Raw genomic sequence first — 14,597 nt, 5'->3', positions numbered from 1 at the left:
TCGATATGCTTGCGTCCGTTACCTTGCTTTTACCCTGTGCGGGCGTGTACACGAGTGGCGCCGATTCGCAACCTGCCTTGCAACCTGCTTTGCTGCGATCGGGCCGCGCTTGCGTCGTCGGCCGTTGGATAACCGCTTATTTTAACTGAGTTTTTGCGAACAAGGCCAGATTTCCGGCGAGGTCGCCCACTTCAGCCAGTTCGACGGCCCAGTCGGCTGCGCGCTGCCTCAGTGCCGGAAGGTGGTGCCGGAACGCCGCCCAGTCCGGCTGGCCCGCGCCGTTCCATGCGTGCCAGAAGCGCGCCAACGCGTCGCGGGCGTTGGCGGGCAGGGTGCGGGCGTAGTGGGCGAGCGCGGCGTCGAGCTTGGGCAAATGGGCGTCGTCGGCTTGCGGGTAGATATGCCAGACGAACGGTTTGGCCGCCCATTGGGCCCGCACGAACGAGTCTTCGCCGCGCACGAAATTGATGTCGCTGGCCCAGAGCAGCGCGTCGTAGCCCGGCTGGCTGGTGAATGCAAGCGCGTGCGCGCTGAGGTTGCCGCGTTCGGCGTGCGCGCCGGCGGTGAATTCGGGCAGCCCGAAAAATCGCGCGACCGCGCCCGAGATGCGGCCTTCCGGCACCAGCAGCACGACCGGCTCGGCGCTGTCGCGCCATTGTTCGAGCAGGCCGTTTACGGCCGGGTTTTCGTACGCGAACAGCGAGACGACCGTGGCCGCGGCGGGGGGCGGCGCGCGGCCGACGGTCTGCTGCCACCATGCGGCGCGTGCCGCCTGCGAGGTTTCGAAGGCCGCGCGTGCGGCGTCGAGATGGCGTTCTTTCAGCACGCCGCCGGTGCCGGGTCCGAGTCCGGGGAAGAAGAACGTCTTGGTCAGCGAATAGCGCGGATGCGGCGACGGCCGCAAATGAAAATCCGCGACCCAGTCTTCGGCGCTCAGATAGTCGAGGTTGAACCATACCGGCGCGCGTTCGCGCCGCGCCATCGCGGCGACGTAGACCGGCGGCAGTTCACAGGCGAAGGCTTCGATCACGACGTCGGCGACGTCGAGCGTATCGCCCGCATGCGCCGGCTGATGCCAGTGTTCGACGACGATGCCGCCGACCGTCTGGCGAGCACGGTCCAGCGCTAGCGACGGGCACAGCTTCTGGAACGCATGCAGATCGTCGACGAACACGCGCACCTGCCAGCCGTGCTCGCTCGCGAGCTGACGCGCAAGACGCCAGCACACGCCGATGTCGCCGAAATTGTCGATGACCGCGCAGAAGATGTCGCAGGCGATCGCGGTGGACGTGGCGTCGACGGGTTCGGAAGAGGGCGCAGCGGTGGACATGGTGGCCTGGGTCGCGGATGCAAAAAGGGTGGGGTGACGTCGCGGCGCATGCCGCGTGCAGACGCGGCTTGCGGTGAATTGCCTTGGCGCGTTACCCGGCGCTATGCCGGGTATTGCACCGGCGAGTTGCCGACGCGCCGCCAGACAACGCTCCGGCGCATTTCCGCCGCGCTGCCGGATCGCGGCAGCCGGTTCGAACGGGCGCGGAATGCTCTAAACTGGCGATTCTAAAGCACCCGTCCACGGCTGCGTCCACCGGTTTCACTCCGGCGCACGGCGCGAGGCGAGGCCCCGCGAGACAGTCTCACCCAACCGATTCTGCATGACCGAACCCGAAGCAACCGACGTCTTCGAGCCCAAAAAAGTGCTCGCCCAACTGCCGCATCTGCCCGGCGTGTATCGCTATTACGATACCCACGGCGCGGTGCTTTACGTGGGCAAGGCGCGCGATCTCAAGAAGCGCGTGTCGAGCTACTTCACGAAGACGCTGCTGTCGCCGCGCATCGCGATGATGGTGACGCGCATCGCACGGATCGAAACGACCGTCACGCGTTCCGAGGCCGAGGCGCTGCTGCTCGAGAACAACCTGATCAAGGCGCTCGCGCCGCGCTACAACATTCTGTTTCGCGACGACAAGTCGTATCCGTACCTCAAGCTGACCGGTCACAAGTTCCCGCGCATGGCGTATTACCGTGGCTCGGTGGACCGCAAGAACCAGTACTTCGGGCCGTTTCCGAGTGCTTGGGCGGTGCGCGAGAGCATCCAGATCCTGCAGCGCGTGTTTCAGTTGCGCACCTGCGAAGACTCGGTGTTCAACAACCGCACGCGGCCTTGCCTGCTGCATCAGATCGGCCGTTGCACGGCGCCGTGTGTCGCGGCGATCAGCGAAGAAGACTATGCGCACGACGTCGCCAACGCGTCGCGCTTTCTGCTCGGCCGTCAGGGCGAGGTGATGAAGGAGCTCGAGGGCAAGATGCATGCGTTCGCGAGCGAGCTGAAGTTCGAGCAGGCCGCAGCGGTGCGCAACCAGATGAGTTCGCTGTCGACGGTGCTGCATCAGCAGGCGATCGAAGTCGGCAGCGATAGCGACGTGGACATTCTCGCGGTGGTCGCGCTGGGCGGCCGGGTCTGCGTGAATCTAGCGATGGTGCGCGGCGGCCGGCATCTCGGTGACAAGGCGTATTTCCCGGCGCATGTGGAAAGCGCGTTGACGGCGGACGAGGGCGGCCTCGAAGAAGGCGCTGAGGGCGATGCGATGCTGGCGCGCGTGGCGATGGACGTCGCTGTCGCGGACGCAGCGGATAACGTGAACGGCGGGACGGAAGCGTCCGGCGTGGACGACGATGCGCTTGCGATTGCGGCAGCGCTGTCGGCGGAAGACGATGATGAAGCGGCGTTAGACGCCGAAGCCGAAGCCGAAGCCGGGCAAGACAACGACGCAGAAAACGCCGACGCCGACGCCGCCTCCGACGCACGACCCGCGAAACCGCGCAAAGGTCGCGCGTCCGGCGGGATCGAAGCCGAGGTCCTCGAAGCGTTCATTGCCCAGCATTACCTCGGCAACCGCGTGCCGCCGGTGCTGGTGGTCAGCCACGCGCCGGCCAACCGCGAACTGGTCGACGTGCTGATCGAGCAGGCCGGCCATAAGGTCACCGTGCTGCGTCAGCCTCAAGGCCAGCGACGTGCGTGGCTCGCGATGGCCGAGCAGAACGCGCGCCTCGCGCTGGCGCGCCTGCTCTCCGAACAAGGCTCGCAGCAGGCTCGCACACGCGCGCTGACCGATACGCTCGGCATGGAGTGCGACGACCTCGCGCATCTGCGGATCGAATGCTTCGACATCAGCCACACGATGGGCGAGGCGACGCAGGCGTCGTGCGTGGTGTATCACCATCACAAGATGCAGTCGTCCGAATACCGCCGCTACAACATCACCGGCATCACCCCCGGCGACGACTACGCGGCCATGCGCCAGGTGCTCACGCGCCGCTACGAGAAGATGGTCGCGCAAGCTGCCGCGAATGCCGGCGAGAACGATGCCGCGGGCGATGTCGCGAGCGACACGGCGAGCGACGCCGCGAATGTCGCCGACGAAGCCGTCACCTTGTCAGTTGACGCGGACAACGGCGTCGCCATTGAGCCCACTGAGCTCACCGACCCCACGCTCCCGCCCGAAACCACCGGGCCCGCCCCCACCGGCGGCATTTTGCCGACCATCGTGCTGATCGACGGCGGCAAGGGCCAGGTTGAAATCGCGCGCCAGGTGTTCTCCGAACTGGGACTGGACATCGGCATGCTGGTCGGCGTCGCGAAGGGCGAAGGACGTAAGGTCGGCCTCGAAACGCTGATTTTCGCTGACGACCGCGCGCCGCTCGAACTCGGCAAGGAAAGCGCCGCGCTGATGCTGGTCGCGCAGATTCGCGACGAAGCGCACCGTTTCGCGATCACCGGCATGCGCGCGAAGCGCGCCAAAACGCGCCAGACCTCGCGGCTCGAAGAACTCGAAGGCGTCGGCGCGAAGCGGCGTCAGCGGTTGCTCGCGCGCTTTGGCGGCCTGCGCGGCGTGGTCGCGGCGAGCGTCGAGGATCTGGCGAGCGTCGAAGGGATTTCGCAGGCGCTCGCCGAGCAGATCTATCGGCAATTGCACTGATTGCATTGATCACGGTCGGGCGGGCGGCCCGTTTATCGGCTGCGATCCAGCGTCCAGGCGGCGCGCGTGCCATGGCCCGTGCGCCGCTTTGCTTGTGGCAGGCCTTGTGACACGGCACAATTGCATCTCCCTTGCCAGACGCTGCGCCTGCCCATGCCGTTTAATTTCCCGATTTTCCTGACCTGGCTGCGGATCGTCCTGATTCCGCTCGTCGTCGGCGTGTTCTATTTGCCCGACATGATGATGAGCCCCGCGCACCGCAATCTGGCGGCCGCGACAATCTTCATTCTGGCCGCGCTGACCGACTGGTTCGATGGCTTCCTGGCGCGCAAGTGGAATCAGACCTCGGCGTTCGGCGCGTTTCTCGATCCGGTCGCCGACAAGCTGATGGTGACCGCGGCGCTGCTCGTGCTGGTGCAGCTCACGCGGATCGATTCGGCGATCGCGCTGGTGATCGTCGGGCGCGAGATCGCGATCTCGGCGCTGCGCGAGTGGATGGCGCAGATCGGCGCGTCGAAGAGCGTCGCGGTGAACTCGCTCGGCAAGTTCAAGACCGTGTGTCAGATGGTCGCGATTCCCATGCTGCTGTTCTATGGCCCCTTGCCGTTCGGCGGTGGCGTGGCGGTCGACACGCGCGTGTGGGGCCTGTGGCTGATCTATCTGGCCGCGTTCCTGACCATCTGGTCGATGCTCTATTACATGAAGCTCGCGTGGCCTCAGATCCGCGAACGCGGCGGGGCGGCATGAGTGAAATCTGTTCAGTAAAAGACATTCGCAAAAGGGGTTGACACGTTTCAGTCGATTCTCCATAATCTCGTTTCTCCGATGCACGCAGTTCGAAGCAGCAGCGGAAGTAGCGCAGTAGTTGCAGGCAGTATTCAAGTAGAAGCACGGCAATAGCAGCACAAAGCGGGAGTAGCTCAGTTGGTAGAGCGCAACCTTGCCAAGGTTGAGGTCGCGAGTTCGAGCCTCGTCTCCCGCTCCAAATTTTTGAAGCAATGCGTTGTTTGGCGAAGTAAGAAGTGCAGCGCGTTGTGAAGCAGTTCAATGCGGGAGTAGCTCAGTTGGTAGAGCGCAACCTTGCCAAGGTTGAGGTCGCGAGTTCGAGCCTCGTCTCCCGCTCCATACATAAGGGGAAGCAAGGCTTCCCTTTTTGTTTGATGGGCTGAAGGTTTCAGCCTCACCGGTGGTAGAGGTGGCCCACAGACAAACCTGCGAATCTGCAGCTAGATTCCAGTCCGCTTGCGGCGCGATAGCAAAGCGGTTATGCAGCGGCCTGCAAAGCCGTTTAGGCCGGTTCGACTCCGGCTCGCGCCTCCAGAAGTTGATGTAAAGAAAAGCCCCGACAAGGTCGGGGCTTTTCTTTTTGGCGCGTCTTTTTCCACGTATGGAAATGGATTGTTGAAAGTGGTACAAAGCCGTCTTCGATCGCTCAGAAAGTGCGCAGGAAATCCGTGGGTTCGGCAGTCGAATTCGATCAGACCGGGCGCTTGACCGAGGCAGCCAGCGCCACTGAAATGCTGCCTCCGCCGCGAAAACGCTGCGCATCCTCGGAGTCGGCGATAGTCATACCTGTGTGTGGGATGAAGAAGACCGGTTGTTGGGCGTTGGTATCTCCCGCAGCAAGATGTTCGCGGGACTCGATATGCTTCACTTGGGGCCGGTGCCTTCGAATCCGCCGGAAAAGCTGCTGTTTATCGCAAGCCATCCAACTGTCGGCTCGGTGGAGAAACGGAATCACGCCGCGCGGATTCTCAATGAAACGCTTGGTGTCCTCGCGACCGGGCGCCAGAACATGCGCATGTCGATCTGTACAGCGGCTTGACCGATCTCTTTTGAAGAACGCGTGCCGAGCATTTTTACGACGGCATCCATCTCGCCGGTTCTTTTCTCGCAACCGCGGCCGACAATCTGCGCGCGGCATTGTCGACGCTCGGACGACGGGCGCTGGGGCCGATACGGCATTGACTAGCGTGGTCACGGTCGGATCCGAATGCCGGTTGCGCAATATCGCGACAGGCCTGCCGTACTATGTCAGCAGTATCTACGGATTTCAACCTCAACCGTTCCTCGCCGAATCTTCCGGCAGCATACGTTTTCACACCAGTGCCCACGACGAGGCGCCGGCCATCGAATTCGACCTGCAAAGCGCCTATTGGATCGAACGGATCGTCGTTCACAACTCGGTCGCAGGGCCGGACCGGGCGCGCTCGCTGGCGGTATCGCTGTCTAACGATCGCGTCGACTACCAGCCGGTATTCGCTCCCGACCAGGCGGCGTGGCCGGTGTTCGGCGCCGGGCAAGACGCACTGACCATTGAGATCGACGCCACCGCTCCGCAGCGATTCGTGAAGCTTCATCTGCGTGAAAAAACCTACTTTCATCTGGATTGCGTTCAGGTTTACGTCAGAAGCTTTTTGTCGGATACGAATTCGCCGTGGTGATACACGACGTGTAGCGCAGACGCAAAAATTGCCATGGCGCGGATGGATAAGAGCGCCGCGGCCATGAATCGACAATGAAGCTCAAATCCACGACGGGTCGCGAAAACTCGCCCGCCTATTTCAACAATATTTTGAAACATTACGACTTGTTGTAAATCCAGTAATTCGGTGAATTGAATTGCAGGTGGGGCAAGCTTCGGGTAATTTTTTGCCTCGGTATTGGAAGCATATATTTCCGTTATTCAACATAAATAGAAAGAAAATGACACGGACACCACAGCGAATTCTGTTCTTCATGCTGGCGCTGATGCTCTCGACGCTGACCCGCATTGCATTCGCCGACGACGCGGCCGACGCGTCGAGGGAACCCGAAGCGCCGCTCAACGAGCGCGTGCTGAGTGTGCCGGGCGATCCCGAGCGGCCGGACACATTGCAGGTGACGGTGTTCACGCCGAGCGGCCCTGGCCCTTTCCCGCTTGCGGTGATGAACCACGGGTCAACGTCGAGCGAACCGCCCGCACAGCAACCGCGATATCACATCTCGTTCTCCGCTTACTATTTTCTGTCGCGCGGCTACGCCGTCGTCATGCCGATGATGCGCGGCTACGCCGGTACCCGCGGGACACTAAGCAAGTACGGCTGCGATGAGGTCATGACCGGTCTCGACGCAGCGCGAGACATCCGCGCCGTCATCGACTACATGAGGCAGCAGCCCGGTATCGACGGTTCACGCATCGTGGTAGCGGGGCAGAGCTTCGGTGGATGGAACACGCTCGCGCTAGGCGCGCTCAAGGTGCCCAACGTGCGAGGCTTGATCAGCTTCGCCGGCGGCATGAGAGAGTCGGATTGCGACAGTCAGGATTCAAGTCTGATCGACGCCGCCGGTCAGCTTGGCGCTCAGACCCGCATCCCCTCCATCTGGTTTTTTGGTGACAACGATCGCATCTTTCCCGTCGCCACCTGGCGCGGCATGTACAAGCAATACACCGCCGCCGGCGGCCGTGCCGAACTGGTCGCCTACGGTCCATTCGAGACGGACTCACACAACATGCTGGGCTCCGGCGCGGCGCTGTCGATCTGGGTGCCGAAGGTCGATGCTTTTCTTGCGAGCATCGGTCTTCCGAACAGCCCGATTTATCCGCAGTACATGCCTGGCCCGCTTCCTCCGCCGAGTCATTACGCAAGTCTCGACGACGTGAAGGCGTTGCCGTATCTCGGCGATCAGGGCAGTGACTACTACAGGAGTTTCCTGGCCAAGCCGCTGCCGCGCGCGTTCGCCATTGGGCAAGGCTCCGCGTCGTCGTACTCGGGCGGCTTCGATCCACGAGCTCAGGCGTTGAAGGCCTGTCAGCAGCGCGGCCGGAATTGCCAGCTTTACGCGGTCGACAACGAGATCGTTTGGGTGCGGCCGACGAAGGAGCCGCCGCCCACGCAATTCGCCGTCCTCGAGGACGAAAAGGCGGTGCCCTATGTGAACGAGGGTGGTCGCGCCGGGTATGAAAAATTTCTTGCGATGCGCAGGCCGCGTGCCTTTGCCGTTTCGCCCGACGGGGGCTGGGACGCCGCCTCGCTCGGCGCCGACCCGCTGGCCTATGCGCTGAACGCGTGCAACAGGCTCCATCACGATTGCCGGCTCTACGCGGTGGATGGCGATGTCGTCTGGGCTGGCGCCCATCCGTGAACGGAGAGTGAGTTCGCCGCCCGAGGGGCGGTGCGGCGGGGCGATATCCGATGGCGAACCCGTTCACATTCGGGGCTTTTTTGCGGATACTTCGCTACTTCGAAACCTGCCAGGCGCGTCCATGCAAGACCCCCAACGCCGCTCCCTCCAACTGCGCGTGATCTACGCGCTCTGCCTGTGCGGCGCCACCTGGACGCATCTGCAAGTCGCGCTGACTCACGGTCTCTGGTGGGACTACGGCGGCGCCGCGCCGCTCACGCGTATCTACTGGACCTCGCTGCTGTTCATCGACCCGTTGACCGCGCTGTTGCTGCTCGTCGCGCCGGTCGCCGGACTCATACTCTGCGTCGCCGTCATCGCGACGGATGTAGCGCACAATTCGTGGTTCGCGCTGCATCATCCGATCCGGATCGATCTGTACCTGTCGCAGATCGTCTTTCTGCTGTTCGTCCTGTCCACCGTCCGGATCGCCTGGCGCGGCGCCGTCCGCGCGCGTCCGGTGCTGTCCGTCGCCGATTGAGTGACGTACTCGCCGGCGGCGTTATCGACCGTCCATACCGAGGTTGCATGTATCTACAACTCACCGGCACCCAGTTGCGTCTGCTCGGCTCGATGCATCTTTTTCCCGCGACGAGCCGCCGTACCCCGCCCTGGATCGCCGAGGCCTACGACTGGGCCGAAACGCTCGTGTTCGAGTCCGACGCGCCGACCATCCTGCCGTTCCTGAAGGCCGCCGCGCAAGCCGGCGCCGATCGTCTGCGACCGCTGCTAGCCGACGACACATGGCAGCGGCTCAACGCCGTCTGGCCCACCGAAGGCCCGCTCGCGCCGCTCGCCGAGCTACGTCCGTGGGCCGCGATGATCGTCGCGCCGACGCTGTTCCAGCAAGTGGTTGAAGGCGTCGAGCCGCGTCTGTTGCGCTCGGCGCTGACCCAAGGCAAACCGTATCGCTACCTGGAAACCTCGCAGGAGGTGGCGGCGTCGCTCGATTCGATTCCACTCGACGCGATCGCCGCGGCGCTCGATCTGCTGATGGCCGATCTCACCGAACCGCAGCGTACGCTCGAGAAGATGCATGCCGCGTGGATCAACGGCGATTTGCCGGCCGTGCAACAGATCGCCGTCGAATCGCCGATGTTCAATCTGCCTGGCATACGCGAGGCGATCCTCGACGCGCGCAATCGCGCGTGGGCGGCGCATCTGACGGCGCTGATCGAGCGACCGGAGCGCACCCTGGTGGTGGTCGGCGCGCTGCATCTGTGCGGCCCCGGCAACCTGATCGAATGTCTCGCGCGGCCTGTCGATCCGGTGCCGGACGCAACCTGATAAGACCCGCGCCAGGCGATGCCAGGACGGGCTTTACGCCGCGTGCAACCCCGGCTACGCGTTTAACGGGATGGAACTCCGCCTCAGGGTTTAAATCCCACTGAAAACCTGACCGCAAAGGTTTGCCTCCAAGTTTGCCGCTATACAGTACATACGTGCCAATAACCGTAGCCAACCCAACGGCCATAGGAAACACGACATGCATGTCCCACCGACGCCCAGCAATGAAAGCGCCCGTCTCGACACCTTGCGTGCGCTGCATATCCTCGACACTTCGCCTGAAGAGCGGTTCGACCGCCTGACGCGGCTCGCCAAGCGGCTGTTCGGTGTGCCGATCGCGCTCGTGAGCCTCGTCGACGCCGACCGCCAATGGTTCAAATCCTGCGTCGGCCTGACGGCCAGCGAGACATCGCGCGACATTTCGTTCTGCGGTCACGCGATTCTCGGCGACGAAATCATGCTGGTGCCCGATGCGTTGGCCGACGCGCGTTTTCACGACAACCCGCTAGTCATCGACAACCCGAATATCCGTTTCTATGCCGGCTGTCCGCTGACGGTGCCCAACGGCAGCAAGCTCGGCACGCTCTGTCTGATCGACGTCAAGCCGCGCGGTCTCGACGAAGAAGAGCGCGAACTGCTGCGCGATCTGGCGCGCATGGCGGAGCAGGAACTGGCCGCCGTGCAGCTCGCCACGCTCGACGACCTGACGCTGCTGTCCAACCGGCGCGGCTTCGAAGCGCTCGCGCAACATGCGCTGAACGTCTGCAAGCGGCTGGAGAAACCAGCGTCGCTGCTGTTCTTCGACCTGAACGATTTCAAGCAGATCAACGACACCCACGGCCACGCCGAGGGCGATCGCGCACTGACCACGTTCGCCGACGTGCTGCGCACGGCGCTGCGTGAGAGCGACGTGATCGGGCGGTTGGGCGGCGACGAATTCGTCGTATTGCTGACCGATTCGAGCAGCGCCGAAACGCACGAAGTCACGCAGCGTCTCCAGCATCTGCTGGACGCGCGCAATGCCGACGAGAAGCGCGGCTATCAGATCCGTTTCAGCGTCGGGCAGATTCAGTACGAGCCCGCGCGGCATACGTCGATTGCCGAATTGCTGGCGGCCGCGGATACGGCGATGTATAGCCACAAACAGGCGTCGAAAGCCCGCCCCGCGCAGCAGCGCCTCTGAGCGCGCGATAGCGTGGGGTCGTCGCGCGCGGCATAATCCTGGATCGCCGCGGCGCCTGGCCGCCGGCTCTTTTTCGAAGCGCTGTCATGACCGAACCGCAACACACCGCCGCCACGCGGCGGGCACAACTCGAATGGCGCTGGAAAGCGTTTAGCGACCTCAGCAGCGCCGAAGTCTATGCGATGCTGGCGGCGCGTAGCGCGGTGTTCGTCGTCGAGCAGAATTGCGTCTATGGCGACATCGACGGGCTCGATCTGGACGCATGGCACCTGTTTGCGTTCGGTCCGGGCGACGAGCGTTATCCGCCGCTGGCGGGTTATCTGCGTGTGCTGCTGCCCGATGCCGAAGACAGCGATATCCGTATCGGCCGCGTGCTGACCACCGCGCCATTTCGCGGTATCGGTCTGGGCAATGCGATGCTCGAGCGCTCGCTCGGGCACATCCGCGCGCAGTGGCCCGGCACGCCGATTCGCCTGCATGCGCAAGCGCATCTGCAAGGCTTCTACGGCGCGTTCGGTTTTGCGCCGGTGTCGGAGATTCACGACGAAGACGACATTCCCCACGTGTGGATGCGTTCGCTCTGAAGCGAAGGCGGCCGCGTTCGGCGCATTAAGCTTGCCGGTTAGCTAGCTAACTCGCTAGCTCGCGCCATGCAGCCGTCAAACCCCAGCAGTTCTTCCAGTCTTGCTACTGACTACCGCTCGCCGACGCCGACGCGCCCGGCGTCGACCCTTGCGCCACCTTCACGCGACGTTCATTGCGCAACCGTCCACGCGCCGACAGCCGCATCCAGTGACGCAACGCGATCAGCGCGCCGATCACGCTCATCATCGAACCCGGAATCCACAGCAGCAGCCCGCCGATCTGCTGATCGCGCATCGGGCTCAGCCAGGTGAACGCGCGGCCGCAGATCGAATAGATCGGATACAGCTCGCGCGGCGTAAAGAAGATGAACGCGCCGAGCATGATCTGCGGCGGAATCGCGGCGATCACCACGAGAACGCGCTTACCCGGCGACAGCCGCGCCGGCGGCGCCGGACGCGGATCGAGCACGAGCCACCAGAACAGCAGGCCGTCGATCACCATGCTCCAGTTCATCACGCGATAAAGCCGCCAGTCGAGCATCGCGACGAAATGAACCGGCGACATCAGCCAGAAGTAAATCAGCCCGACGAACAGCGTGACCGCGACCACCGGATGCATCACGACGTCGAGCGTCCGGCGCACCACGGGTGTCGCCAGCGCGGGCCGCACGAAACGTTGCCGCCAGCGGAACGGAATCCCCGCACGCAACGCGGCGCCCGGATACGACAGCGCGATAAAGAACGGCCCGAGGTGATGCAGCACCAGATGCTGCGCGCGATGCATGAAGAACTCATGCTCGAAGAAATAATCGAGCCGCGTATGCAGCGCGACGTACAACGCGACCAGCCCGAACCAGAACGACAGACGCCGGCGGATCGACACCTTCGCCTTGTGCGCGCCGCGCACGAACAGGATCGCAGGAATCAGCAGCGCGATCACGACGGTCGGCGAAAACTCCCACGGATCGAGCCAGTAGAGCAGATTCATCACAGCGTGTTAGTTGGTTTGGGCGGGCGACTTGACGGCGAACGGCGTGTCGAGCGTTTCGCCGTCGGAGAACTTCAGCGTCAGATGCACGGTGTCGCCGGGCGCGACCTTGTGCTTCGCATTTTCGAGCATCACGTGATAGCCGCCGGGCGAGATCGCGACCTGGCCGTGCGCTGGCACCGTCAGTTTGTCGACCATCACCATTTTCTGCGACGAACCGTTCGACACGGTCTGATGCAGCATCGCGTCGCCGTAATCGGCGCTCGAAATGTCGACGAGATCGACCGGTTTGTCGCTCGCGTTCACCAGCGTCGCGTAGCCGGCGGCGGGCAGGTTGTTCGGCAACCAGCGGACCCACGCGTTCTGCACGCTGATCGCTTTCGCACCGGCGGCTTGCGCGGCGGGAGCGAAGGCGAAACCGAGCGAGAGCGTGAGCGTGAAAGCGGCGGCTAACGAGGCGGATGTTTTGAGCTTGAGCGACATGAATGATCTCGGGAAAAGTCAGGAACGGTCGTCGACGATACGGCGCAGGTCCTGCGCGATCGCGTCGGGTGTGTCGTGATCGGTGGCGAGCAGGCGCGCGTGGCCTTGCTGGTCGAACACGTAGACGGCGGAACTATGGGTCACTTCATAGCCGCCGTTGGGATCGCGTTTTTCCATCTGATACGCGACCCGGTAGCGCTTGGCGAGCGACTCGATCTGCCAGTCGGTGCCGGTCAGCCCTTCGGCATGCTGCGCGTCGAATGCGCCGACGTAGTCGCGCAAGGCCTGCGGCGTGTCGCGCGCGGGATCGACGGTGATGAACAGGATGCGCACCTTCTGCGCGTCGGGACCGAGTTTGGCGAGCACCTGCATCAGGCGGCCCATCGTTTCAGGGCAGACGTCCGGACAATGCGTGTAGCCGAAGTAGACGAGCGAGATACGGCCTTTGAACGACTCGCCGGTCACGGGACGGCCGTCGTCGCCGGTGAGCTTGAAGTCGAGGTCCGGCAGATGGCCGGTCACATCGGTCAGTTGCCACGTTTCGGTGCGATGCGTGCAAGCGGCCAGCGACGTGAGCGCGCCGGCGGCCAGCACGAGGCTCAGCGCGAATCGTCGCGCGAACCAGGGCTGACGGCGCGGCGCATGGGCCGGTGGCGACGGTCGGGAGGAGAGGATCGGGAACAAAGCAGGGTTCAATGACTCGATTGAAGAGCGGCGCATGATGTGCCTGTGGCGCGGCGCGCAGCGTCGTCTGTGAGAGGGCCTGGCCGGTTGTCCCGGGGCTGCCTCCGAACGGCGCCGCTCGATCCACACACAGTGCGCGTGGCCCGTCATGGCACGCACAACAGCGTGGTGGCGGCCATGATCCGCGTGGCAGCGACTGTATCGCAAAATCACCGTCGACGCCGCGCAGCGCCTGCGGGCGCGCCGTTTGCGAGGCAATTTGACGCAGCCCGCTGAAAGCTCGCTGAAGCCGGAATGTTCGGCTTTTGAACGCGATTGGCTGACGCTAAAGGACGCGCCGCCCGGCTGGGCTTGTGTCCTGGCTTACTTTCTCGAAAAATTGACCGATGCGCGGTAAGATGCGCACACTTTTCCGGCCGCAGAAGGCTGAAAGGCAAAACACTCCGATGCAAGCACTTCCGGTTGTTCTGTCTCCGAGCGAGACGGCATTTTTCTTCGATTTCGACGGCACGCTGGTCGAACTCGCGCCCACGCCGGACGGCGTGCTGGTGGAACCCCGCGTGATCACGCTGCTCGCCGAGCTGCGCAGTCTGACGAACGGCGCGGTCGCGATCGTGTCGGGGCGGGGTATCGACAGTATCGACGGTTTTCTCGGTATGCCCGATCTGCCGATTGCCGGTTTGCACGGCGCCGAACGGCGCGACGCGAACGGCGACACGCAGCGGATCGGCTTTCACGACGAGCGGCTGCTGCGCATGGAGCAGGTGCTCGCGCAGGTCGTCAACGAGCATCCCGGCATGCTGCTGGAGATCAAGGGCGCAGCGCTCGCGTTGCACTACCGCAATGCGCCGGACCGCGAGCCGCTCGCGCGCGAGGCGACCGAGCGGCTGGTGGCCGATTATCCCGGCGCCTACGTGCTGCAGCCGGGCAAGATGGTCTACGAAATCAAACCGAAAGACGTCGACAAGGGCCGCGCGATGCGCGCGTTCCTCGAGGAGCCGCCGTTCGTCGGCCGCCGTCCGGTATTCGCCGGCGACGACCTGACCGACGAAAAAGGCTTCGCGGTCGTCAACGAGCGCGCCGGACTGTCGATCAAGGTCGGCGCGGGCGAGACGCTGGCGCACACGCGCATCGACTCGGTGCCGGCGCTGCTCGACTGGCTCGGCGCGATCGTCACGGCGGCGCGCGCAGCATGAGAGCCGCGCCGCATCGTTTGAAAAACTCAACGTATTGCTTCGGGAATCGCG

Annotated in this window: 15 protein-coding genes and 3 tRNA genes; 12 read left to right on the top strand and 6 right to left on the bottom strand. The window is 63.7% G+C overall.

Annotated elements, in window-relative coordinates; genetic code table 11:
• Positions 1–136: 136 nt before the first annotated feature.
• On the bottom strand, positions 137–1,330 hold the full coding sequence (gene earP, locus FA94_RS04855) for an elongation factor P maturation arginine rhamnosyltransferase EarP (protein WP_035547314.1): 1,194 nt from the start codon (positions 1,328–1,330) through the stop codon (positions 137–139).
• Between the two features lie 322 nt (positions 1,331–1,652).
• Here earP and uvrC point away from each other — a divergent pair, with 322 nt between their 5' ends.
• From uvrC to FA94_RS04830, 5 genes are all read left to right on the top strand, one after another.
• Positions 1,653–3,977 (top strand): excinuclease ABC subunit UvrC, encoded by a 2,325-nt coding sequence (gene uvrC / locus FA94_RS04850; protein WP_035547312.1) that lies wholly within the window; start codon positions 1,653–1,655, stop codon positions 3,975–3,977.
• Between the two features lie 153 nt (positions 3,978–4,130).
• Positions 4,131–4,724: a CDP-diacylglycerol--glycerol-3-phosphate 3-phosphatidyltransferase gene (pgsA, locus tag FA94_RS04845; RefSeq protein WP_035547309.1), complete on the top strand. Its 594-nt coding sequence runs from the start codon at positions 4,131–4,133 to the stop codon at positions 4,722–4,724.
• Positions 4,725–4,886: 162 nt separating this feature from the next.
• Positions 4,887–4,962: transfer RNA gene (locus FA94_RS04840), tRNA-Gly, on the top strand.
• Between the two features lie 64 nt (positions 4,963–5,026).
• Positions 5,027–5,102, top strand: a tRNA-Gly gene (locus tag FA94_RS04835).
• 121 nt (positions 5,103–5,223) lie between these two features.
• Positions 5,224–5,297 (top strand) — tRNA-Cys (locus tag FA94_RS04830).
• A 157-nt stretch (positions 5,298–5,454) separates the two neighbouring features.
• Here the strand turns inward: FA94_RS04830 and FA94_RS38515 are convergent.
• Together FA94_RS38515 and FA94_RS38510 are read right to left on the bottom strand one after the other, a co-directional pair.
• Positions 5,455–5,631 carry a hypothetical protein gene (locus FA94_RS38515; protein WP_156126527.1) on the bottom strand — a complete coding sequence of 59 codons (177 nt, stop codon included), beginning with the start codon at positions 5,629–5,631 and terminating at the stop codon, positions 5,455–5,457.
• An 83-nt stretch (positions 5,632–5,714) separates the two neighbouring features.
• A complete protein-coding gene (locus FA94_RS38510) occupies positions 5,715–5,852 on the bottom strand; it encodes a hypothetical protein (protein ID WP_156126525.1) in 138 nt (45 codons plus the stop codon).
• 98 nt (positions 5,853–5,950) lie between these two features.
• Here FA94_RS38510 and FA94_RS04820 point away from each other — a divergent pair, with 98 nt between their 5' ends.
• The 6 genes from FA94_RS04820 to FA94_RS04795 all read left to right on the top strand — a co-directional run bounded on the left by FA94_RS04820 (position 5,951) and on the right by FA94_RS04795 (position 11,195).
• Positions 5,951–6,421: a discoidin domain-containing protein gene (locus tag FA94_RS04820; protein ID WP_231584849.1), complete on the top strand. Its 471-nt coding sequence runs from the start codon at positions 5,951–5,953 to the stop codon at positions 6,419–6,421.
• A 262-nt stretch (positions 6,422–6,683) separates the two neighbouring features.
• Entirely contained in the window at positions 6,684–8,102 is a 1,419-nt protein-coding gene (locus FA94_RS04815; protein ID WP_035547301.1) for a dienelactone hydrolase family protein, read from the top strand.
• 121 nt (positions 8,103–8,223) lie between these two features.
• Complete coding sequence (locus FA94_RS04810; RefSeq protein WP_035547297.1) at positions 8,224–8,622, top strand: hypothetical protein; 399 nt, start codon at positions 8,224–8,226, stop codon at positions 8,620–8,622.
• A gap of 47 nt (positions 8,623–8,669) precedes the next feature.
• Positions 8,670–9,428: a TraB/GumN family protein gene (locus tag FA94_RS04805; protein ID WP_035547294.1), complete on the top strand. Its 759-nt coding sequence runs from the start codon at positions 8,670–8,672 to the stop codon at positions 9,426–9,428.
• 199 nt (positions 9,429–9,627) lie between these two features.
• On the top strand, positions 9,628–10,611 hold the full coding sequence (locus FA94_RS04800; RefSeq protein ID WP_035547292.1) for a sensor domain-containing diguanylate cyclase: 984 nt from the start codon (positions 9,628–9,630) through the stop codon (positions 10,609–10,611).
• Between the two features lie 86 nt (positions 10,612–10,697).
• Positions 10,698–11,195, top strand: a complete 498-nt coding sequence (locus FA94_RS04795) for a GNAT family N-acetyltransferase (protein WP_035547289.1) — start codon at positions 10,698–10,700, stop codon at positions 11,193–11,195.
• 103 nt (positions 11,196–11,298) lie between these two features.
• Here the strand turns inward: FA94_RS04795 and FA94_RS04790 are convergent, their stop codons facing one another.
• The 3 genes from FA94_RS04790 to FA94_RS04780 are packed head-to-tail and all read right to left on the bottom strand — an operon-like array spanning position 11,299 to position 13,386.
• Positions 11,299–12,183 (bottom strand): cytochrome c oxidase assembly protein, encoded by an 885-nt coding sequence (locus FA94_RS04790; RefSeq protein ID WP_035547285.1) that lies wholly within the window; start codon positions 12,181–12,183, stop codon positions 11,299–11,301.
• Between the two features lie 9 nt (positions 12,184–12,192).
• Positions 12,193–12,666 carry a copper chaperone PCu(A)C gene (locus FA94_RS04785; protein WP_035547283.1) on the bottom strand — a complete coding sequence of 158 codons (474 nt, stop codon included), beginning with the start codon at positions 12,664–12,666 and terminating at the stop codon, positions 12,193–12,195.
• A gap of 18 nt (positions 12,667–12,684) precedes the next feature.
• Positions 12,685–13,386 (bottom strand): SCO family protein, encoded by a 702-nt coding sequence (locus tag FA94_RS04780; protein WP_081935684.1) that lies wholly within the window; start codon positions 13,384–13,386, stop codon positions 12,685–12,687.
• A gap of 410 nt (positions 13,387–13,796) precedes the next feature.
• Here FA94_RS04780 and otsB point away from each other — a divergent pair, with 410 nt between their 5' ends.
• On the top strand, positions 13,797–14,546 hold the full coding sequence (otsB, locus tag FA94_RS04775) for a trehalose-phosphatase (RefSeq protein ID WP_035547280.1): 750 nt from the start codon (positions 13,797–13,799) through the stop codon (positions 14,544–14,546).
• Positions 14,547–14,597 lie beyond the last annotated feature (51 nt).

It is taken from the genome of Burkholderia sp. 9120 (assembly GCF_000745015.1).
In the GTDB taxonomy this organism is placed as follows: Bacteria; Pseudomonadota; Gammaproteobacteria; order Burkholderiales; family Burkholderiaceae; genus Paraburkholderia.
The sequence above is the reverse complement of the archived record's forward strand: the minus strand, read 5'-3'. Positions and strand labels throughout refer to the sequence as shown.